General features: G+C 61.8%; 21 protein-coding genes. 11 read left to right on the top strand and 10 right to left on the bottom strand.

The window, feature by feature from the left end; all coding sequences use genetic code 11:
• Positions 1-11: 11 nt before the first annotated feature.
• A complete protein-coding gene (locus tag GUY40_RS28755; protein WP_371924755.1) occupies positions 12-395 on the bottom strand; it encodes a Flp family type IVb pilin in 384 nt (127 codons plus the stop codon).
• A 229-nt stretch (positions 396-624) separates the two neighbouring features.
• Between GUY40_RS28755 and cpaB the strand changes: the two genes are divergently transcribed.
• The 8 genes from cpaB to GUY40_RS08875 are packed head-to-tail and all read left to right on the top strand — an operon-like array spanning position 625 to position 8,057.
• Entirely contained in the window at positions 625-1,566 is a 942-nt protein-coding gene (gene cpaB / locus GUY40_RS08910) for a Flp pilus assembly protein CpaB (protein WP_166568588.1), read from the top strand.
• Positions 1,567-1,585: 19 nt separating this feature from the next.
• Complete coding sequence (locus GUY40_RS08905; protein ID WP_166568587.1) at positions 1,586-2,833, top strand: type II and III secretion system protein family protein; 1,248 nt, start codon at positions 1,586-1,588, stop codon at positions 2,831-2,833.
• On the top strand, positions 2,830-4,014 hold the full coding sequence (locus GUY40_RS08900; RefSeq protein WP_166568586.1) for a pilus assembly protein: 1,185 nt from the start codon (positions 2,830-2,832) through the stop codon (positions 4,012-4,014). Before GUY40_RS08905 ends, GUY40_RS08900 begins: the two co-directional genes overlap by 4 nt.
• Positions 4,011-5,282 carry a CpaF family protein gene (locus tag GUY40_RS08895; RefSeq protein WP_166568585.1) on the top strand — a complete coding sequence of 424 codons (1,272 nt, stop codon included), beginning with the start codon at positions 4,011-4,013 and terminating at the stop codon, positions 5,280-5,282. The genes GUY40_RS08900 and GUY40_RS08895 overlap by 4 nt, the downstream gene beginning before the upstream one ends.
• Entirely contained in the window at positions 5,279-6,163 is an 885-nt protein-coding gene (locus GUY40_RS08890; RefSeq protein ID WP_166568584.1) for a type II secretion system F family protein, read from the top strand. Before GUY40_RS08895 ends, GUY40_RS08890 begins: the two co-directional genes overlap by 4 nt.
• A 1-nt stretch (position 6,164) precedes the next feature.
• Positions 6,165-7,049 carry a type II secretion system F family protein gene (locus GUY40_RS08885; protein WP_166568583.1) on the top strand — a complete coding sequence of 295 codons (885 nt, stop codon included), beginning with the start codon at positions 6,165-6,167 and terminating at the stop codon, positions 7,047-7,049.
• 13 nt (positions 7,050-7,062) lie between these two features.
• A complete protein-coding gene (locus GUY40_RS08880) occupies positions 7,063-7,785 on the top strand; it encodes a tetratricopeptide repeat protein (protein WP_166568582.1) in 723 nt (240 codons plus the stop codon).
• Positions 7,786-7,796: 11 nt separating this feature from the next.
• Positions 7,797-8,057, top strand: coding sequence for a DUF3613 domain-containing protein (locus GUY40_RS08875; RefSeq protein ID WP_166568581.1), 261 nt, complete (start codon positions 7,797-7,799; stop codon positions 8,055-8,057).
• Between the two features lie 22 nt (positions 8,058-8,079).
• On the opposite strand, the gene GUY40_RS08870 is transcribed toward GUY40_RS08875, so the two are convergent.
• Together GUY40_RS08870 and GUY40_RS08865 are read right to left on the bottom strand one after the other, a co-directional pair.
• On the bottom strand, positions 8,080-8,862 hold the full coding sequence (locus tag GUY40_RS08870) for a response regulator transcription factor (RefSeq protein WP_166568580.1): 783 nt from the start codon (positions 8,860-8,862) through the stop codon (positions 8,080-8,082).
• A 136-nt stretch (positions 8,863-8,998) separates the two neighbouring features.
• Entirely contained in the window at positions 8,999-9,469 is a 471-nt protein-coding gene (locus GUY40_RS08865; protein ID WP_166568579.1) for a prepilin peptidase, read from the bottom strand.
• A gap of 77 nt (positions 9,470-9,546) precedes the next feature.
• On the opposite strand from GUY40_RS08865, the gene GUY40_RS08860 reads away from it, so the two are divergent.
• Both GUY40_RS08860 and GUY40_RS08855 read left to right on the top strand, forming a co-directional pair.
• Positions 9,547-9,987, top strand: coding sequence for a TadE/TadG family type IV pilus assembly protein (locus tag GUY40_RS08860; RefSeq protein ID WP_166568578.1), 441 nt, complete (start codon positions 9,547-9,549; stop codon positions 9,985-9,987).
• A complete protein-coding gene (locus GUY40_RS08855) occupies positions 9,984-12,698 on the top strand; it encodes a PAS domain-containing sensor histidine kinase (protein WP_256675682.1) in 2,715 nt (904 codons plus the stop codon). The genes GUY40_RS08860 and GUY40_RS08855 overlap by 4 nt, the downstream gene beginning before the upstream one ends.
• Here GUY40_RS08855 and GUY40_RS08850 read toward each other — a convergent pair.
• The 7 genes from GUY40_RS08850 to GUY40_RS08820 form a co-directional block, all read right to left on the bottom strand.
• Positions 12,683-14,383 carry a pilus assembly protein TadG-related protein gene (locus GUY40_RS08850; protein ID WP_166568577.1) on the bottom strand — a complete coding sequence of 567 codons (1,701 nt, stop codon included), beginning with the start codon at positions 14,381-14,383 and terminating at the stop codon, positions 12,683-12,685. The genes GUY40_RS08855 and GUY40_RS08850 overlap by 16 nt on opposite strands.
• A 581-nt stretch (positions 14,384-14,964) precedes the next feature.
• A complete protein-coding gene (locus GUY40_RS08845; RefSeq protein ID WP_166568576.1) occupies positions 14,965-15,525 on the bottom strand; it encodes a DUF4136 domain-containing protein in 561 nt (186 codons plus the stop codon).
• Positions 15,526-15,569: 44 nt separating this feature from the next.
• The gene (locus GUY40_RS08840) at positions 15,570-16,199 is read right to left on the bottom strand and encodes a DUF4136 domain-containing protein (protein ID WP_166568575.1); all 630 of its coding nucleotides are present in this window, start codon (positions 16,197-16,199) and stop codon (positions 15,570-15,572) included.
• A 26-nt stretch (positions 16,200-16,225) separates the two neighbouring features.
• The gene (locus GUY40_RS08835; RefSeq protein ID WP_166568574.1) at positions 16,226-16,975 is read right to left on the bottom strand and encodes a methyltransferase domain-containing protein; all 750 of its coding nucleotides are present in this window, start codon (positions 16,973-16,975) and stop codon (positions 16,226-16,228) included.
• On the bottom strand, positions 16,972-17,277 hold the full coding sequence (locus GUY40_RS08830; protein ID WP_166568573.1) for a MazG-like family protein: 306 nt from the start codon (positions 17,275-17,277) through the stop codon (positions 16,972-16,974). Before GUY40_RS08830 ends, GUY40_RS08835 begins: the two co-directional genes overlap by 4 nt.
• 64 nt (positions 17,278-17,341) lie before the next feature.
• The gene (locus tag GUY40_RS08825) at positions 17,342-18,202 is read right to left on the bottom strand and encodes a MaoC/PaaZ C-terminal domain-containing protein (RefSeq protein WP_166568572.1); all 861 of its coding nucleotides are present in this window, start codon (positions 18,200-18,202) and stop codon (positions 17,342-17,344) included.
• A gap of 2 nt (positions 18,203-18,204) precedes the next feature.
• On the bottom strand, positions 18,205-19,557 hold the full coding sequence (locus GUY40_RS08820) for a 3-oxoacyl-ACP reductase (RefSeq protein WP_166568571.1): 1,353 nt from the start codon (positions 19,555-19,557) through the stop codon (positions 18,205-18,207).
• A gap of 117 nt (positions 19,558-19,674) precedes the next feature.
• Between GUY40_RS08820 and GUY40_RS08815 the strand changes: the two genes are divergently transcribed.
• Positions 19,675-20,952: an acetyl-CoA C-acetyltransferase gene (locus tag GUY40_RS08815; protein ID WP_166568570.1), complete on the top strand. Its 1,278-nt coding sequence runs from the start codon at positions 19,675-19,677 to the stop codon at positions 20,950-20,952.
• Positions 20,953-21,112 lie beyond the last annotated feature (160 nt).

Below are 21,112 nucleotides of genomic sequence, written 5' to 3'. Positions count from 1 at the left end.
TAAATATCGGCCTACTCCGCGGGGGGCACGGGGCTTTTGATGACCTCGAGAAGGCTGTCGAAAATACCTTTGACGGCGGTGCCGACTTCGCCGCTGAGGCCTGCGATCACCACGGCCACCATGGCGGCGACGATGGCATATTCGATACCGGATGCGCCTTCTTTCGAGTAAAAGAAGTCTTTGATTTTTTTAATCAATTTTTTATCAAGCATCGTGTGGCTCCTTGAAGGGAATGGCCTTGGGACAACATATTCAATACCTGGCGCCCCTTTTTTGCTTTCCAGGAAGGCGAGGATTTGAACGTACAGTCGGGTGAGAACCATGGATTGCTCCTTGCGCACGGTGCGCCGGTAATGCCGGGTGATTTCTCTTTGCCAGCACAGCATTGTCAACATGGCCGTTCGCAGCAACTGTAAGAAAGCATTATGACTAAAGTTATAACTCTAAAGTTGACGTCAATAAGTGGTTGTTTTTGTGGGGCGCGATACAAGGACTTGATTTATTTGTTCGGGCTAATGGCATTTTGTCTTCACTGCGCTAGCGTCAAATAGCGAATTAGTTGTTTCATGTGACATGCCGGGTTCGCCATTGGCGATTGGGAAGTAGTGCAAAAGGAGTTCCGACATGAGTAGTCGCTTGACGATGTTACTGGCAGGGGTATTTCTGTTCGGGGCGATCATCGCGGGTTACTGGGGGTTCGCCCTGAGCCGGCAACAGCCCCAACAGCCTTCGGTCGCGGTGATAACACCAACGGCTGAGCCGGTCGCCCAAGTCGCCGCCAAAGCCGCAGATGAGTTGCGTACGCCGGTCGTGATCGTTAAGCGCGACATCCCCGCTCACACTGTGCTGAGTGCGGATGACGTCATGGTCGAGCAGTTGACGGTGGCACCTTCCGGCAGTTTTCAAACCCCCCAGCAAGTGCTGGGTCGCAGCGCCTGGAGAGCCTTGCCAGCCGGTACCTGGCTGGACGAAAGCAGCTTCAGTGTCGGTGGCCCCCTGGCGCGCATGATTCGTCCGGGTGAGCGCGCGGTCGCGCTGGCGGTCGATGAAGTGGTGGGCGCCGCTGGGCAAGTGCAACCCGGTGACTATGTCGATGTCCTGCTGTTCCTGCGCCAGGACGCCAGTCATCCTGAACCCACGACCCAGGTAGCGATTCCGGCCCTGCGGCTGTTGAGTGTCGGCGAAGAGTTGGGTTTGGCCAACGATGGCAAGCCCGCCCAGGCGCTGTCAGAAGATGAACGCAAGGCTCGCCAGGAGCAACGCCGCAATCCGGCGCGTACGATGGTTCTGGCGGTGCCTGAAGGGCTGGCCAGTCGACTGCTGCTGGCGGCCCAGGCCGGCACCTTGCGGCTGGCGGTGCGCAGCGCCGACGAACAGCGGCTGGCGCGCTACTGGGCGGGTCGAGAAGACTCGGCGGCAACCCTGGCCTCTGCCAATCGTGAACTCTACCGCTTCAATCAACTGGCGATGGCGTCCCCCGCCAAAGCGCCGGTGGCCTCTGCTGCCAGCCCCGTACGGCGGGGTATCGAAATCATTCGCGGTAACGCTGGCCAGCCAACTCCCTGACAGAGCAAGGATGCCCTCCATGAGCAGATGTTCCATGCCAAAGGTTATACCGTTCGTGGCTGTTGTTTTTTCCGTGGGTTTTTCATTGCCCAGTGCCTTTGCTGCCAACCAGTGCAGCGCGTTGGCGCAGATGCCGGGCGTGGTCGAGCTTACCCAGGGGCTGCAACAGGAAATCCGAGCTCCCATGGCAATCACTCGGGTGGCGGTGGGCGATGTGAAAATCGCCGAAGTTCAACCCAGTGGCAATGATGCCTTTGTGTTGACGGGCGTCGAGGCCGGGGTCACCAGCCTGATGGTCTGGACGGCGTGCAGCAAGACCCCGCGCCAGAGCATGGTCTTTGTCAAAGGACGGGCAACCCACGAAATGACGGCCTCGGGTGTGTCGCCTTCGCAAGACCCTTTACTCCCCACCCAGGTGCAGACCGATATTCGCTTTGTCGAAGTCAGCCGCACCAAACTCAAGGAAGCCGGGGCCTCGATATTTGGCAAGGGGTCCAATAACTTCCTGTTTGGTGCGCCCGGCACCGTCCCGCGCGTGACAGTTTCCCCGGGGACGGTCAGCGCCACAGTGCCAGCCATTCCCCTGGCCAATGACATGTTCAACATCGTCTGGGGCGGCGGCAGCAGCAAGGTGCTGGGGATCATCAACGCACTGGAGAACAGCGGCTTTGCCTACACCCTGGCGCGGCCCTCGCTGGTGGTGCTCAGCGGCCTGACGGCCAGCTTCCTGGCCGGCGGTGAAATTCCGATTCCAGTGCCAAGCACGGGTAGCGATACCGTCTCGATCGAATACAAGGAATTTGGTGTTCGCCTGGCCCTGTCACCTACGGTGATCAGCCGTGATCGCATTGCACTAAAGGTCGCCCCGGAAGTCAGTGAACTGGATTTCACCAATGCGGTGAGCATTGCCGGCGTCACCGTGCCCGCGCTGACCGTGCGGCGCACCGATACCAGCATCTCGCTGGCCGATGGCGAGAGCTTCATCATCAGCGGCTTGATCAGCAGCAACAACCGTTCGGCAGTGAACAAGTTTCCAGGCCTTGGGGATATTCCGATTCTGGGTGCGTTCTTTCGCAATTCGGTGATCCAGAGTGAGGAGCGCGAACTGCTCATGATTGTCACCCCGCATCTGGTCCAGCCGCTGGCTGCCAACGCCACCTTGCCGCAACTGCCCGGTGAGCGCCTGCGCACCTATGACCCGAACTGGTACCGCTTGTTTTTCCTGGAGAACGGCGATTTCGATCGCCGTCGCGGGTTATCCCAATGAGCGAGAATCTGAGCCAGACGTTTCTGGCAATCACCCGAAATGACGGTGACCTGGAGTGGTTACAGGGGGCCCTGGCGCCGCTTGGCCAAGTGGTGGGCGCCGCTGGCAGCCTGGATGAGCTGCTGGCGCTGATCGATGTGACCTTTGCCAATGTGATTTTCATTGGCCTGGACCGTGAGAACCTGGTGAGTCAAACCACCCTGGTCGAAGGCGTGCTGGAAGCCAAGCCGATGATCGCCATCGTCGCCCTTGGCGACGGCATGGACAACCAGTTGGTGCTCAATGCCATGCGCGCCGGTGCCCGGGATTTCGTCGCCTACGGTTCGCGAGCCAGTGAGGTGGCGGGGCTGGTGCGACGCTTGAGCAAACGCCTGCCACCGGTGGTGCCGAACCCGAACCTGGGCGGCTTGACGGTGCTCTATGGGGTGCAATGCGATGCCGACGGTGCGTTGCTGTCCACGCACATGGCGCTGGGCGTACAGAAAAGTGGTCAGCAAACCTTGCTGCTGGATCTGGGCTTGCCCAGAGGCGACAGCCTGGCGATGCTCGGGCTGGAAACCGCCTTCCATTTTGGTGATGCCCTGCGAAACCTGCGCCGGCTGGACAGCACCCTGATCGACAGTGCCTTCGTGACCGGCCCCAACGGCTTGCGCTTGCTGGCCTATAGCGACACCGATGAGTCGCTGGAGCGCACCAGCGCTGCCGAGCTGTATATGTTGCTCAGCGCCTTGCGCCATCACTTCCAACACATTGTCGTGAACCTGGTCGGGCAGACCGACAGCGAAGCGTTGCGCACCTTTGTCAGCCATTGCGACAAATTGATCTGGTACACCGACCAGAACGTGCTCAACTGCCGGCGAAATCTGGCGATGCTCAATCTGTGGCGTGACAAAGGCATGAAGCTCGACCACGCCCGCTTGCTGGTCGACCGTTATTTGAAGGGCGTGACACCAGACTCCGAGGCGCTGGCCAAAAGTTATGGTTTGCCGGTGCTGGCGGTGTTGCCCGATAGCCCGCAAGTTCGCCTCAATGCCAAGAACCAGGGCGTGACCCTGTTTGAACTGGCTCCGCGCGAAACACTGAGCCAAGGCCTCAAGGCACTGGGTGACCGCTTGGCCAAAATCTCTGGAAAAGCGCCCAAAAGCAGTGGCTGGATGAATCGCCTGTGGGGCGCGCGATGAACAAGGAGAAGCTGTTCGGTGGCCGCCCGCATGCGAGCGACCCACAGAGCCTGAAACTGGCGCTGCATCGGCACATCATCGATGCCATCGAAGACTCCGGCAAAAACCTGCTGGAAGGGTCGCGTCCGGCGCTGTCCAACTTTGTCACCGGCAAGGTCGGCGACTACATCGCCGATCTGCACCTGGCCGTGTCCCGCTATGAAATGGAACGGTTGGCCGAGGAGCTGGTGGACGAGCTTACCGGCTTCGGCCCGCTGGAGGTGCTGCTGCGCGATGCGACCGTCACTGAAATACTGGTCAACGGCCCGCACCGGGTCTTTATCGAACGCGCCGGCGTGCTGCAGCAGACCGACCTGCGGTTTATCGATTCCCACCATGTCGAGCGGGTCATGCAGCGGATCCTGGCGCCGCTGGGTCGCCGGTTGGATGAGTCCTCGCCAATGGTCGATGCACGCTTGCCCGATGGCAGCCGGGTCAACGCGATCATTCCGCCGATTGCCCTGGATGGACCGTGCCTGTCGATTCGTAAATTTCGCAAAGACATGCTCAAGAGCGGTGACCTGATCGCCACCCGTACGGTGGACCAGGCGATTCTCGAGTTTCTCGAGCAGGCCGTGCGCAAGCGTTGCAACATTCTGGTCAGTGGCGGCACCGGCACCGGCAAGACCACCTTGCTGAACATTCTCAGCCAGTTCATCAGCCCCCACGAACGACTGGTGACCATCGAGGACGTGGCCGAACTGCAGCTCGATCACAACCACGTGGTGCGCCTGGAAACCCGCCCGCCCAATGCCGAAGGCCATGGCGAGGTCAAGGCCAGCGACCTGATACGCAATGCCTTGCGGATGCGCCCGGATCGGATCCTGCTCGGTGAGATCCGCGGGGTGGAAGTGGTGGATGTACTGACCGCGATGAACACCGGTCACGATGGATCGATGAGTACCGTGCACGCCAACAATGCTCAGGATGCGCTGTTGCGGCTGGAAACGCTGGTGGGCCTGACCGGCCGCCAGGTGGCGGAAAAGACCCTGCGGCAAATGATCTGCGCGGCGCTGGACGTGGTGATTCAGCTGGCGCGCCTGCCAGACGGTCGACGCTGTGTCAGTGAGGTGGTGGAGGTGGTGGGCGTGCGCGACGACGTGTATGTGACCAATACCCTGTTTCGTCTGGATCGCCTCGACGGCTCCCGATTTTTGCGCGATGCGGTCAACCCGGCGGGTGAAAAGCTGCGCTCTCTATCAGCACTGGGCAAGGACGGCGCGCCATGATTGGACCGCTGCTGTTATGCCTGACGTGTCTGCTGCTGGTCGGTGCTGCGGTGCGGCTGTTTTACAGTGGCCTGCGCAAGTCCGGGAGTGAGCGAGTACTGGAGCGACTGGGGCAGGCCCAGGCGGATCGCCCGGAAGAAAAACCGTTGCTGTCCTGGGTTGAAAAGGCGTTTTTACGTGCCGGCATGGGCCGTCCAACCCACCAGCTGGGGCGTTGGTTGATGCTGTGGTCGGTGTTGATGTTGATCGGTCTGGTGGCGGCTGGCTGGCCAGGTTTGCTGGTCATGCTGGTGTCCGGCCCCTTGGCACTGCGCCTGTTTGTCAGTTGGCGTTACCGGCGACGCCTGAAGAAGATGATCAGCCAGCTGCCGGGGCTGCTCGACCACGCGGTACGAAGTCTCAAGGCTGGCCGCACGCTGACGGACGCGGTACTGGGGGCCATCGATGCATCCGCTGATCCATTGGCAGAGTCGATGCGCCGGGTGCAACGCAATGTGCAGCTGGGGGTTAGCCTGGCGGACGCCATGCACGACCTTGCCGAACTGTACGAGCAAGACGAGCTACGCCTGTTTGCCTTGGGATTGCGGATCAACCACCGCTATGGCGGCAACGCCAGTGAGCTGTTGGAAAACCTGATCAAGGTGATTCGCGAGCGTGAGCAGGCGGCGCGCCAACTCGCCGCCATGACCGGCGAAACGCGGATGACCGCCTATGTGCTGGCGCTGTTGCCGATCGCAATGGTCGGTTACTTCCTGGCCACCAACCCCAATTACTTGCTGGGCATGTGGGATGACACCAGCGGCCAGCACATGTTGTTGGGGGCGTTTATCCTCCAGGTGCTTGGCTGCGTCGCGCTCTGGCGCATGTTGCGGAGTATTTGAGATGGTCTTGATGCTCAGCGCGGTCCTGTTTTTCAGCGCCTTTGTGTTGTTGTTGAATCAGCTGGCCCGGCAACGCCGTCGCGATCAGCGCGTCGCCGAGCGTCTGCAAGGCCGATGGGTTCGCAGCAACCGGCTGGAGGGTTGGCTGCAGAGCCTGGGTCGCAGCTCGATGGCGCAGCGCTCCCTGAGCCTGGATAACGAAACTCAGGTGTTGCTCAACCGTATTGGCTGGCGCAAGGCAAGACAGCGCGCCCTGTTCGCGGCTTTTCAGCTGGGGACGCCGTTGGCGGCGCTGGCGTTGGTGTTGGCGCTGCAGGGAATATTTTTCGATGCCCAAGAGCACCCTTGGCTGGCGCCATTGTGCGCACTGGGGGTGGGCTACCTGCTGCCCAAGCGGGTGTTGGCGTTGGCGGCGGGATACCGGCAGCAGCAAGTCGCCACCGAGGTCACCACCTTTATCTCGTTGCTGCGCATCCTCTTTGAATCGGGCCTTGCGGTGGAGCAGTCATTGCGGATTCTGAGCAGCGAAGGGCGTCGGCTGTTACCGGTATTGTCTGCCGAGCTGCGCCTGGTCCTGTCGCGCGTCGACTCGGGCCTGGAGTTGGCCGCGGAGTTGGAAAAATCCGCCCGGTTGCTCGCCGTGGATGAGTTCAGCGATACCTGCATTATTTTGCAGCAGCTGATTGTGCAGGGCGGCGGAGCAATGAAATCGCTGCTGGCGCTCAAGCTGTTGCTCGAGGATCGACGCTTGACCCGGCTGCAAGAAAAGATCTCCAAGCTGTCGGGGAAGATGTCCATCGTGATGATGCTGTTTCTGTTTCCGGCGTTGTTGATTGTCTTGGCCGGCCCCGGCTTTACCGCGTTGTCGCGAGCGTTCGGGCCCTGAAGGAGTGCAGTCCATGAAAGCAGTCATGAGCGTGGTAGCGATGTTGGCCCTGGGCGGGTGTGCGAGCAATGGGCAAACACCCTGGCAGGCGCTGACGGCAACGGCCAGTTGCGCCAGGCTGAGCGACGATCAGCAGTTGTCGTTGAGCATGGCCGATGACATGGCCGCAGAGGGCCGCTTGCATGCAAGCCTGGCGAACCTGCAGCGGCTGCCCGAAAACCTCGCGCAGGTTCGCCTGAGCAAGGCCAAGGCCTTGCGCCAGCTGGGCCGCAGCGAGGCCGAGCCGCTTTACCGCAGCTTGCTGGGCACCTGCCTTGGGGCAGAAGGCGAGCACGGTCTGGGGCAACTGGCGATGGTCAGAGGTGACGACAGCGGCGCCCTGGAGCATTTGCGCCGGGCCGCCAGGTTGTCACCCACGGATGAAAAAATCCGCAATGACCTGGGAGTGGTTTTCCTGAATCAGAAACGCCTGCAAGAAGCCCGTTTCGAGTTTCTGACGGCCATGGAACTCAAACCGTCCGATACCCTGGCCGCGAGCAATCTGGTCACGCTGTTGATCTACCAGGACAACTGGAAACAGGCCAGCGAGCTGGTCACACGGGCGGGACTGTCGCCCGAGCAGGTGGCCGACGCACAGTCTCGCGCCGAGCAACTGAAAAAGCCAGAACGAGCGGTCCCAACCGCTTCCTCTGATCGGGTGGCGGGGCTGGACAGCACCGCAGGCGATGTCAAATAAGTGAGGGTCTGATGATGAAAGCAATCCCGTTAGCGGTGTGTCTGGCGATGCTGCCCACCCTGGCATCGGCCATTGAGCCCGGACCTTCTTCCAGCGCTCAACAAGTGACAGAACAATGGCTGGCCCTGCAGGCGCGTGGTGCAGCGGCTTCACCTGTGATCCAGACGGCTACCCCCAAGGAGCGCGAGCAGACTATGCAGCGTTGGCTGGACAGCTACAAATACGTGATTCCTGACTTCTATCGTTGGGAGAAAGTCTCGTCGTCTGACTGATGACGCGCCGGCGGCGCAGTGTTCAATGCGCCGTCGCCCGCTGACGCAGCCCGGAGCCGCTGGGCGAGAGCGCCAGCGCCAGCTGGGTGCGATTGTGCATGTGGGTCAGGCGCAGAACCTGTGAAACGTAGAGTTTGACGGTGTTTTCGGTGATGCCCAGCTCACAGGCGATCTGATAATTGGTCTGGCCCTTGCCGACCAGTCGCGCGACGTCGAGCTGGCGTGGAGAGAGGTGCTGGATGATCGCGGGCATCTCGTCACCCTCAGGCTCGTCGGGGCCGTCGGCGGGCGGGGCGAGGGGCGGGCGCTGGCGAACCTTGTCCAAATCCTGATAGAGGTGATCGATGGATTCAGCCAGGTACTGCAGTTTCTGATTCAAATGACCGAGTTGCTGAAGGCTTTTCTGCTGTTCGTGCAATGAGAGCTCCTGGCGTTGCAGGCCTTCAAGCAATTCATTGAGATCAACCGGTTTTTGATAGTAATCGGCGAACCCTTCGCGCAGCGCCTTGATCACATCCTGCTTGTCTGCTCGCCCGGTCAGCATGATAGCTTCAAAGAGCCGATCCTTGCCGGCAATCAACTTCAGCGCACGCACCAACTCAATGCCGTCATAGTCGGGCATGTGCAAATCGCACAGCACAAGGCTGATGTCCGGGTCATCACGGAATTGATCGATGGCGTCGCGGCTGGATTGGCAGCAGATGCAGATGTAGCCGTGGTTTGTGAGAAATTCGCCAAGCTCTTCGACGATCAACGGTTGGTCATCAACAATGAGGACCTTTACTTGGGTGGCAAGCTCGTTCACGTGCTACTCCCTGCTTGGCAAGCCAATTCCTGGCCAGTTCCAAAGTCGTCCGAAACATCGCGGCTGTTGCAGCCTGGTAGGTGTCAAAGTAGTCGCACTTTAGGGTTATGTACATAGCGATACCCAGCTGCGACGACTAGTGGATCCAAGCCAGCGACAGCAGAAAGCCCAACAGCAGGAATGGGGCGAAGGGTTGTTTTCTTGACGAGGCCGGGTCGAAATACTGGAGGCGCTTTCTAAGCTTTTGACTCATATGAGTCCAGGCCCATCGGCCGCTGAACAACCAGACCAGCATGATGACACCGGCGCCGATAACCGTGCCCAGCAAATAATTTCGGTCACTGGCCAGGGCCAGTGCGGCGAGGAGTTTGACGTCCGCGGCGCCGAAGCGACCCATGATATAGCCGGGCAGCGTCAGCACCATGCAAATCGCCAGCGCCCAGCCGCCTTCGGAGGCGTCAGCACCCATCCAGGTGTGTCCGGTGACAAACAGGTAGATGAGCGCCGCCGCCGCCGCCCCGAGCGTCAGCCCGTTGGCGATTTCCCGTTGACGCACATCCTGTTCGGCGCACAGCGTGAGCCACATCAGCAAAACCAGGCTAGGCATCGGTTAAAAGTCATCCTTTTTCGATGAATGATTCTATGCTGTCACTCAGGTGTTTGACTGTCAGGGTAGACGCGATCATGGAAGCAAGCCTCCCCGCTAAGCAAAAAGGTGCTGCTGCAATCGAGTTTGCACTGGTGTTCATCCTTTTTTTTGCAGTGTTTTATGGGGTGATAAGTTACAGCTTACCGCTGTTGATGTTGCAGTCATTCCAGCAAGCCAGCGCCGAAGCGGTGCGCCGCTGCGTGGCGCTGGACCCGGCCAGCGCAACCTATGATGCTGACGTCAAGGCACTGGCCAGGCAAGTCGTGACCCAACAGACCGCCTGGATGCCCGCGGCGCTGAATTTCAAGCAGGCAGACGATGCCAAGGTAACGCTGGCCAACCGGCTGTTGACGGTCGAGATTCGCTATTCTCGAGCCAAACTGGAGCAGGTGATCCCGTTTCTGGTATTGCCTGGCATAGGGACTGTTCCCAATCTTCCTGCAACCCTGGTTGCCCAATCGAGCCTGCAACTTTGAGTAGCGGCCAAAGGCGCTTCGGCCTCTGGCGCAGTCGTGTCCCGGCCACCCCGCCAGAGGTGGAAGCCAGCGCCAGGATGCCTGCTGTCGGGCTGCAGATCTGGCTCGACTTGCAAGGCCGGGTGTTGCGCCTTTCAGGCCCGCTTCGGCCGGCGTTGGCCCTGCATTCGGGCAATGGCGCAACCCTGCTGGATTACGTTCAGCCGCTCAGCTCCCTGGCCCTGGAAGGAGAACCTGCCGACTGGCAAGGTCAAACCCTGGACCTGGATTTCCAGGGGCCCAATGGGCAAACCCTGCATACCCGTGGCTGGCTGATGCCTCAGGAGGACTGCTGGCTGTTGCAGATGTTTGATATCGGCGACCTGCTGCAGGAGCGTCAGCAAGCCCGCAGCCACCTGCAGAACCTGCGCCTGGCGCGGGATCTCAACGAACGCCTGCGCTTGTGCGAGGCGCAGCGCTTGAATGAAATCGTCGGCGAGCAGATGCACGAGTTGGTACGGCATTGGCGATTGTCGCGTGCCGTGTTGCTGTTGCCAGCCGAGCAGGGCTGGCAGACCTTTGCCGAGTCCGTGGCTGCCAATGGCATCTGGCCCAGCGACCGACGCCTGAGTGAAGGACTGCAGGCCATCGATGCCAGCCGTCCTCTGCGGGCCAACCAGCACCCGGCGTTGCAGCCGGTGTTTGGCGCCGCCGCGGTGTTGCTGTTGCCCTTCCACGACAGGCGCGGAGTAGCGGCCTGGCTGGTCTGCGCCGCGATGCCGGGCCAGGTGCTCGACCCTTCGATCGAAAAGGACGGCCCGCAGCTGTTGAGCGCGATGGTGGAGCCGTTGATCGCGCGCTTGTCCGAGCAGCGTTACGAGCACCGCCTCCAGGGCCTGGAGGCGCTGCAGGGGATGCTGGGCACCGGCTGGTGGGAAATGCTCGAGGAGCACATGCTGCTGGCGCCCGCCCTGGTTGCAAGCCTGGGGCTGGGGCCGACTGCCCAGCGATTGGCGCTCAAGGACTGGTTGGCATTGACTCATCCGGCTGACCGGGAGGAACTGGGCAGCGCGCTGCGAGAGCTGGAGCAAAAAGGCACCGCGTTGCTGCTGTGCGTGCGGCTGCAGACCGGTAGCGATCAGGCGCCAATCTGGTACCGGATATCTGGCCAGGCGCTGGGCAGTGGGTCCAGCCGCCGCCTGGTGGGCTTCATGCTCGATATCAGCGACATCAAGAATCAGCAACAACAGGCGGCTGCCGCCCATGCCCGGCTGGACAACCTCATCGCCAGCTCTCCGGCCGTCATTTACGTCCAGCGCTATGAACAGGGCGCCTTGCGCCCGGATTTCTTCAGCGCCAGCCTGCAGCCGCTGCTGGGCTGGACCCGCGAGCAAGCCCAAGGCGCTGAACTGGCCCAGTGGATTCACCCCGAAGACCACGCGACCTGGTTCCAGCGCACCCGCACCTTGCTGCGTGAGGGGCAGGCCAGCACGCGCTATCGCTTGCGCGATAGCCATGGCAACTACCACTGGTTGCTCGATGAGGTGCGCCTGTTGCGTGATGATCTCGGCGTGCCGGTGGAGGCTGTCGGCCTGTGGCTGGATGTCACTGACGCGACCCTGGCTGCTGAGCGGGTGCGCGAAAGCGAGGAGCGCTACCGGATCCTGGTGGAAGACTCGCCAGCGATGATTTGCCGCTACCGCCCCGATCTGGTCCTGACCTTTGGTAACCGCCCCCTGGCCGATTACCTGGAGTGCACCCCGGACGACTTGCCAGGCGTCGATCTGGGCAGCTGGCTGTCAGCGGAGCAACGTGAAGCTTTTGTCTTGCGTCTGTCCGGGTTGAGCCCGGACGTGCCGGTGAGCACGGCAGAAATCTGCCTGCAATTGCCCGGCCGCGAGCATGCCTGGTGGATATGGTCCGACCGTGGCGTATTCGATGCTGCCGGGCAACTGATTGAAGTGCAGGCGGTGGGGCGCGATAACACCCAGGTCCGGCGCACCCAGCAACAGCTGATGCAAAGCGCGAAAATGGCCACCCTTGGCGAGATGGCCACGGGCCTGGCGCATGAGATCAACCAGCCGCTGAACGTCATGCGCATGGCCATCGTCAACGTGCTCAAGCGCCTGGACACCGGCGATGTGCAGATCGACTACCTGCAAGACAAGCTCAAACGCATTGACTCACAGGTCCAGCGGGCCGCGCGGGTGGTCGACCATATGCGCGTGTTCGGTCGTCGTTCGGAGATCGAACAGCAGCCGTTCGACCCTCGCCAGGCCGTGGAGGGCACCTTGTCGCTGCTGGCTGAAGGCATGCGTGGCAAGGGCGTGGAGCTGCGGGTCGAGGCGTTGGAGATGAACGTGCAGGTGCGCGGGTTTGTCGATCAGCTCGAGCAGGTGTTGATCAACCTGATGGTCAACGCCCGGGATGCCTTGCTTTCGCGACGCGAGAAGCTGCGCGACTTCCAACCCTGGATCGCCGTGCGTGCCGAAGCCGAGGAGCACTGGGTGCGGCTGTTTGTCGAGGATAACGGAGGCGGCATCGACCCGCGTTTGCTGGAGCGAATCTTCGAGCCGTTTTTCACCACCAAGCCAGTCGGGGTTGGCACCGGCCTGGGGCTGTCGGTGAGCTTTGGCATCATCGACAACATGGGCGGGCGCATGAGTGTCAGCAATACCGCCGAAGGTGCCCGGTTTTGCGTGGAGTTGCCAGTGGCTCAGATCATCAGCTGAGCACGGCCGGTGTGGCAGCTGAGGTTGGCACCCACCTGGATCTGGTTCAGATCAATACCCAGCAACGTCAGCAGATTATTGATGATGGGGTCGAGCAGTGGTGCCAGCAGGCCGCTGATCAACCCGGTAACCAGTGACAGGCTGATCACTTCAGGGCTCAAGGAGATGCCCGTAAGGGTGCTCCTCACACTGGCGACAAGATTGCTCGATTGCTGAGTATGGTTAGCGGACGGTGCTTCCAGCTCGGGAGGCTGTGTGTAGGTATCCTCTACCGTTTGGCCAAAAACCGGTGAATTGGCTACCAGGCCGATATCGATTCCGAGTACTTCGAGAATGACCAGCGGTGTTGCATTGGACGGAGTGGTTGAGGAAAAGAAATTGTTGCTGTTGATCTTGCCGATCAACACCTTGACCGCTGCTGATTCGTCGTTGACCGTCAAACTCTTGGTGGCGACAGAGTTGCAGTTGTAACCAATCACATGGCTGCTGGCGCTGGCCACTTCGAGTCCAATGTCCAGGTTGGGGCCATTGGGCAGTACTTTCACCAGCAGCAAATTGAGACCCGAGCTTATTGAAGCAATATTCAGGGTCATCAAGATGCGCGTTTGCGCGGTGCGGACATAAATCTGATCGGCGTCCGAGGGGTTGTTGGTGGCCTTGGCAGGGTTGCCAATGGCAGAAAACTGCGGCGGTTCGATGATGCGAATCCGCGTCGTCAGGTTGGCGATCCCAAGCAGACTAACCGGCAACGTGACTTCAGCAGCGTGCTTGCTATTGGCCAGTTGGACGATGCCTTGAACCAACTGCAGCGCCTGCAGGTTGGCATCCAGCCCCGACGTTGTTCCACCGTTCTGTATGTTCAATAAATCGCCCAGGACGATGCCTCCGGCGTTTTGCGCCAGCAGGCTCAAGTCGGCAAGCCCGCTGACATTCACCAGCGGGTTGTTTTGCTGCGCAACCGTGGACATGACGCTCAACATATCGCCAACGGCAATCTGTTTACTGAGCAGTTCGGTGTAATTGCCGGCGCTGACATTGGCCTTGATCGCCAAGGCATCCAGGTAGTTGAGCAGATTCACATCGGCATTGAGCAGCCCTTGCCATTGCATGAGGCTCAAGTTCACCTGGCTGCCCAGCAACGCGGTCATCAGCGAATTGAGCAGCGCTGACCTGGCAGTATCGATGCTGACCAGGGTGCTGCGGATATTGAGTCTGGCCAGGGGTGGCCCTGGCTGTGCGGCGACGGCGCTGGCCGTCAGTTGGGTGGTCAGGCTGGGGTTGGCACCCGAGAACAGCGCGCTGACACCCGCAGCGATGCTGGTGGTCACTTTGGCGCCAGCGATGGCCCGTACGGCATCGGATTTAGTCGCGTCTGCGGTAAAACCACGCAGCCCACTCGTGGTTTTCAGGCTGCCGCACTCCACCACAAGGGTGTGATCGCTGTCGACAGCATGGCCGTTGCGGGCCGAAGCAGCCCGGGCCAGTGTTTGAGCCGACAGCGCGGGGGAAATGCAATTGCCTTTGCCATTCACGGCCTCCAGGGCGGCCATGTCGGCCACGCGTTGGAGTTTGCGTTGCTCCAGATAGAGTCGACCGCTGTCGATGACCGTGACAGCGAACAACAGCGCCATCCCCAGCGTCAACGCCGCCGTCAAACCAATCGCACCCCTTTGGCGATAAGGCATTCCTGTTGCCACTGGGCACTCCCTGTTCAATGCCTGTACAGAGGGTGAGTGTAGTCAAGGCGGGGTGTTTGCGCTGGCCAGTCGCCATATATTGTGCAAGATCGGTGTGAGTGCAGGTCTACTCCGGCAAGTTTTTTGTCGCTTGTGCTGGCCTCATCGCTAGCAAGCTCTGCCGTGTGGGAGATTCTATGGTTGACTGCAATTTTTTTGATGTAGGAGCCGAGCTTGCTCGCGATGCAGGCGACGCGGTGTATCAGATACACCGCGGTGATGCCATCGCAGGCAAGCCTCAATGCCGGTCAGTTAAGGAATAGAACGACGAAACCCTTGTAGGAGCGGACCTGGCCGCGATGGGCTGCGCAGCAGCCCCCGAGGCCGGTGATATCAACGGCAAGCCTTGGGAGTGCGGGTGGTTTCAGAGTCGCCGGGGCCGCTTCGCAGCCCATCGCGGCCGGGTCCGCTCCTACATGGACGTCTGTGTTCCGATCCTTAACTGACTGGCATTGGGGCAAGCCTTGCTCCCACAAAATCAAAAGCACCGCAGTTTCGACAATTATGTAGATCGGTGTGGGAGCTTGGGCTCAATGCGGCGGATAGTTGGACATCACCTTCGCCACGGTCTTCTGAATCGCGGTGTTGCGCTCAGCCGGGCCTGGCGGGTAGTTGTTCATGACCTGTTCGGCGCTGCCGCGCCACACCAACTTGCCGTCGCGGGCATCGAGCAGATCGACCTGAATGGTCGCGACCTTGTAATCGATACTGCGGGTTTCGTTGTACATCGGCCCGCCCCAGTAGTTACCCCAGTAACCGCCCCAGGCACCGCCGTAGTTGGTGGTGATCTGTTGCTGGCGGTTTTCCACGATCAGGTAGGTTTGCACATTGAGGTCGCCACGGCTGCTGGCCGGGGCCGGGCGCAGGCCGCGTTGGTCGAGTTGCTGGCTGACCGCTTCACGGATGCGGCGCTCGGTCAGGTCGCTCTTGATCCGCGGATCGTCCGGGCGGTACTGCAGCGCGGGTTCTTTCCAGGTCCAGCTGCGGTAGGCGGCGAAGTCGCGACTGGCGTCGAAGTCCTGGGCCACATTGCTGGTCTCGCAGGCGCTGAGCAGCAAGGCCAGTGAGAGTAAAGCGAGACGAGGGAACATGATGAATTCTCCAATTGCCGGCGGACGGTCCGCATGGGCACGCCCTAACTAGGAGGATACGCCGTCAATGCCTTTTGAACAGCTTCGCGCAAGGCATCCGAGCGTTCTCTGAGGCTGCCCTGACTGCCGGTTTCGGCGCTGGCGCTCCAGACCGGCTGGCCATTGCTGGCATCAAACAGATTGATGCGTATCACCACCACTTCAACTTCATAGGTGCGCACCACCGGGACACTGCCGTAGGCACCGTAGCCGCTGCCATAGCGGTTGTAGCCATAGGGCGAACCCCCGTAGGCGCCATAGCCGCCGTAGCCATAATCATCACGGACCTGGCGCAGGCGCTTTTCCAGGCGCATGTCGGCTGCAACGCGCAGGTCGGCTGCGCTGTTGTCTCGGGCCGGGCGCAAGCCACGCTGGTCCAGCGCATTGCTGACCGCTTCGGCCAGTTGCGCCGAGTCGGCCCAGGCAGTACCGGGCGGCAGGGTGCCATTGAGCCAGCTCCAGCTTTGGTAGCGGCCGTAGTCGCGTGGCGCGGCGGGGTAGGCGCTGCGGTCGAAGGTCTGCGCCGCCTGCGCAGGGGCGGGCGGCAGAGGCCTGGAACTGGCGGTGTAGGGGTTGCTGCTTTGGCAGGCAGCGAGCCCCAGGCTCAGCAGGCAAACAGCAAGGCGAGATAGCATGGGTGTTCTCCCCGCTACCCGGTCGATCAAACCGGGCGGCAGATCCAGTGCAGGTAACGACCGAGCCCGGCGTAGGCCGGGTGGCGACGGTGGGCCAGCTCCATTTCCAGCAGGTCGAGCAGCTCGGCCCTGGCTTGGAACTCGACTGGCATGTAGTCATGGAAAACCCTGACGCCGCTCTGACTTTCGACCGCCCACAGACCTTCGAGTTGCGTAGCCAGCTCGCGCGGGTCCAGCGGCATCTGCGGGGTCAGGCTCTGCTTTTCGCCAGCCAGGCTGTTTTTTCGCAGCTTGCGAAAGTGGCCCTTGAGCAGGTTGCGGTACACCAGTGCGTCGCGGTTGTAGAACGCCAGCGACAACCAGCCGCCAGGCGTGGTCAGCTGATGCAGCACCGGCAGGATCGCGTGGGGTTCGGCCAGCCATTCCAGCACGGCGTGGCAGAGCACCAGGTCATAGGACTCGGTCAACTGGCCGAGTAGTTCTTGCCAGGGCGCCTGGATAAACGTGGCGGTCTGGCCGGCAGCGGCAAAGCGTTCGCGTGCGCCTTCAAGCATCGGCGCGGCGGGCTCGGCCAGCGTCACTTGATGACCGCGCTCGGCCAGCCACAGGCTCATATGGCCCAAGCCTGCGCCAATGTCGAGCACCCGCAGCGGGCGATCGGGCAGGGCTTCGGCAAGGTCGGCCTGCAGTACAGCCAGGCGAATCGCCCCCTTGGCGCCACCATAGATTTTTTCGGCGAAGCGGGTTGCCAGCTCATCGAAATGACGGTCACTCATCGGGCGAACCGCCGTTCGCTGTCGGCCAGCTTGCTGCGCACCACCTGTTCCATGTCCAGGCCCAGTTCGCTGCACAGCAACAGCAGGTACAGCACCACGTCACCGACTTCCTGGCCCGCGTGGGCCAGTTGGTCGGGGCTGAGTGTGCGTGACTGGTCTTCGCTCAGCCATTGGAAAATCTCCACCAGCTCGGCCATTTCAACGCTGGCGGCCATGGCCAGGTTCTTGGGGCTGTGGAAACCGCGCCAGTCATTGGTGTCGCGGATGCGATGCAGGCGTTCGGTCAATTCAACTAAGTTCATGCGGGCTCTCCTGAAGGGCTATAGCTTCAGGCGCGGCGCAGGCCGACGCAAGCGAGAAACGCTCCTACGATGAGTACAAAGTTGTCCAACCTCCGACCATATGCACCAGATCCCCATGCCCCGCGAGTTCCAGCTGCCCGCTGGGCCCTGTGGCACTGGCCGACAGGATGACCTCGTTCGGCAGGCGCACCGGCTTCAGAAACTCCACCTCAAACGCGTAGCCCGCCGACGGCAGATGGCCGTGCAGGGCCGTCAGCGTTCGGGCCAGGCTCCACATGCCATGGGCGATGGCCTGCGGGAAGCCGAACAATCGCGCTGTGGTGGCGCTCAGGTGGATCGGATTGTAGTCGCCAGACACCTTGGCATAACGCCGGCCAATGTCGGTGCCCGCGTACCAGCGGGTCGCTTCGAGCAACGGCATTTCTTCGCGTTCTTCTGGGGTTGGCGGCTCACCGGGGGCTTTGGCATGGCGGCAAAGCACGGTGCTGGTTTCTTCCCACAGTAGCCCGACTGCGTCGCTCGCCTGGGTAATCAGGTCAAAGGTGGCGCCTTTTTCATGGGGCTGAAGGTTATCCACATGGACACTCAGCTGCAGGCTGGCCAGGCCACCCAGAGGGCGCAAGACCCGGATCCGGTTGACCAGGTGGACCAGGCCCAGCAGCGGAAAGGGGAAGGCATCATCGGTCAGCAGCTGCATGTGCAGTCCAAACGCCAGGACATGCGGATACGCCGGGGGCAACAGGCTGCTGTCACCGATCTCGCAAACCTTGCGGTAGGCCGCCAGGCGCTGGGCATCCACCGCAACCGTGCAGCGCAGGCCTGTGTGGGGCAGCGTGTCGCCGCTGATCTTGCGCCGTCGCGCCGCTTTCGCATACAGCCCGCCAAGGCTGGGTGGTGCATTGAGGTCGTGCCAGTCGATACTCATACTCAGGCTCCCATGATGGCTTGGCCACACACTCGCAGCACCTGGCCGTTGACGGCGCCGGAGCCGGGTTGCCCCAACCAGGCCACCGCTTCGGCGACATCCTGCGGCAGGCCACCCTGGCCCAGCGAACTCATGCGTCGCCCGGCTTCACGCAGGGTGAAGGGAACTTGCGCGGTCATATGGGTTTCGATAAAGCCGGGGGCCACAGCGGCAATACTGCTGCCGCGCTTGGCCAGGCGCGGTGCCCAGACCTGGGCAAGGCCGATCAGCCCGGCCTTGCTGGCTGCATAGTTGGCCTGCCCGCGGTTGCCGGCAATGCCGCTGATCGAGGCCAGCAGCACAATGCGTGCATGGTCATGCAAGGTGCCGCTGTCGAACAGCGCCTGGGTCAGCACTTGCGGCGCCTTGAGGTTGACCGCCAATACCGCGTCCCAGAATTCCGGCGTCATGTTGGCCAGGGTCTTGTCGCGGGTAATGCCGGCGTTGTGCACCAGAATGTCGAGGCCGTCTGGCAGTTGTTCGATCAGTTCAGAGGCGGCATCGCTGGCGCAGATATCCAGGGCAATGGAACGGCCACCCAGGCGAGCGGCGAGGGCGTCAAGATCGCCCTTGGCTTGCGGCACATCCAGCAGTACCACGTCGGCGCCGTCGCGCGCGAAGGTTTCGGCGATGGCCGCGCCGATACCGCGCGCCGCGCCGGTGACCAGTGCGGTGCGGCCGCCCAGCGGGCGAGTCCAGTCCTGCACCTGCTCGGCGCAGGCTGTCAGGCGCAGCACTTGGCCAGAGATGAATGCGCTCTTGGGCGACAGGAAAAACCGCAGTGCACCCTCCAGTTGATCTTCGGCCCCGTCCCCGACGTACAGCAACTGCAGCGTGCCACCGTTACGCAGCTCCTTGGCCAGCGTTCGGCTGAAACCCTCCAGCGCCCGCTGGGCAATGCTCGCCAGCGGATCGCCCAACGATTCCGGGGCACGGCCAAGAATGACCACATGGGCACCGCGGTCCAGGCTGCGCAGCAATGGCTGGAAGAACACGCGCAGCTGGCTCAGCGCGTCGATGTCGGCCAATCCCGAGGCATCGAAGACCACCGCCTTGAGCTTGGGCCCAAGCCCTGCCACCCATTCCTGGGTCTCGGAGACGAAGGTGCCAAAACTGTAGACCTGATCGGTGAGCTTGCCGGCGAACGCGCCGACCTTGTCTGCCAACGGGCCGCCACTGAGCAGCAGCGCACCTTCGACGGGCCGCAGCCGACCGGCCTGCCAGCGTTCCAGACGGGCCGGGCTGGGCAGGCCGACCGCGCCTACCAGGCGGCGGCCAAGATCGGAGTTGGCGAATTCGATATATCGGTCAGACATGGAACGCTCTCCAGCAAATAAGGTTCAAAGTGTGGACCATGGTTGGTCATCAGTCGTCCGAACATCGAAAAAAGACCTACGCTGTAGCCGCAAGAGCCTTTGCACAGGGAGTTACCCATGAGCTCATTGCGACGGGTCGCCATCATCGGCGGCAACCGCATCCCCTTCGCCCGTTCCAATGGCCCTTATGCCCAGACAAGTAACCAGGCGATGCTGACCGCCGCGCTGGAAGGGTTGATCGAACGCTTCAATCTGCACGGCGTGCGCGTGGGGGAGGTGGCGGCGGGTGCGGTGCTCAAGCACTCGCGCGACCTGAACCTGACCCGCGAATGCGTGCTCAGCTCGCGGTTATCGCCACACACACCGGCCTACGATGTTCAGCAAGCCTGTGGCACGGGGCTTGAAACCGCGCTGCTGGTGGCCAACAAGATCGCCCTTGGGCAGATCGACTGCGGCATTGCCGGTGGCGTAGACACCACCTCCGATGCACCGATTGCCGTGAGCGAAGGCTTGCGCCGGGTGCTGCTCAAGATTAACCGCGTCAAGACCCCCGGCGACAAGCTCAAGGCCCTGCTGCAGTTGCGCCCCAGCCATCTGAAACCGGAGTTGCCGGGCATTGGCGAGCCGCGCACGGGTTTGTCCATGGGCCAGCATTGCGAGTTGATGGCCCAGACCTGGCAGATCAGCCGCGCCGACCAGGACCAGCTGGCGCTGGAAAGCCATCAGAAACTGGCCGCCGCTTATGTCGAAGGTTGGCATGACGACCTGCTCACGCCCTATTTGGGGCTGACCCGTGACAACAACTTGCGCCCGGACCTGACCCTGGAAAAGCTCGCCAGCCTCAAACCGGTCTTCGAGCACAGCGACAAAGGCACCTTGACTGCCGGTAACTCCACGCCGCTGACCGATGGTGCCTCGCTGGTGTTGCTGGGCAGTGAGGAATGGGCCCGCGAGCGCGGCCTGCCGATTCTGGCGTACTTGCGCGACGGCGAAACGGCCGCAGTGGATTTCGTCAAAGGCCAGGAGGGTCTGTTGATGGCGCCGACCTATGCGGTGCCGCGCCTGCTGGCGCGCCATCAGCTGAGCCTGCAGGACTTCGATTTCTACGAGATCCACGAGGCGTTCGCCGCCCAGGTGTTGTGCACGCTCAAGGCCTGGGAGGATCCCGACTACTGCAAGACCCGCCTGGGGCTCGACGCACCGCTGGGCGCGATCGACCGCAGCAAACTCAATGTGAAGGGCAGTTCACTGGCCGCGGGGCACCCGTTCGCCGCTACGGGCGGGCGGATTCTGGCCAATCTTGGCAAGCTGTTGGAGGTGGCGGGGCAGGGGCGGGGGTTGATCTCGATCTGCGCCGCGGGTGGGCAGGGGGTGACCGCCATTGTCGAGCGCTGAAGCCAATAGCGGGCTGGACTTGAACAGGCGGTAGAGCACTGTAGGAGCGGACCTGGCCGCGATGGGCTGCGAAGCGGCCCCGGCGATTCTGAATTCACCTGCACTCGCTGGCTGAATCACGGATGCCACTGGCCTCAGGGGCTGCTTCGCAGCCCATCGC

Origin of the sequence: Pseudomonas sp. R5(2019) (genome assembly GCF_009905435.1) — a bacterium.
Lineage (GTDB): Bacteria > Pseudomonadota > Gammaproteobacteria > Pseudomonadales > Pseudomonadaceae > Aquipseudomonas.
Note: the sequence above shows the minus strand (reverse complement) of the source record. Positions and strands in the feature narration are given on the sequence as shown.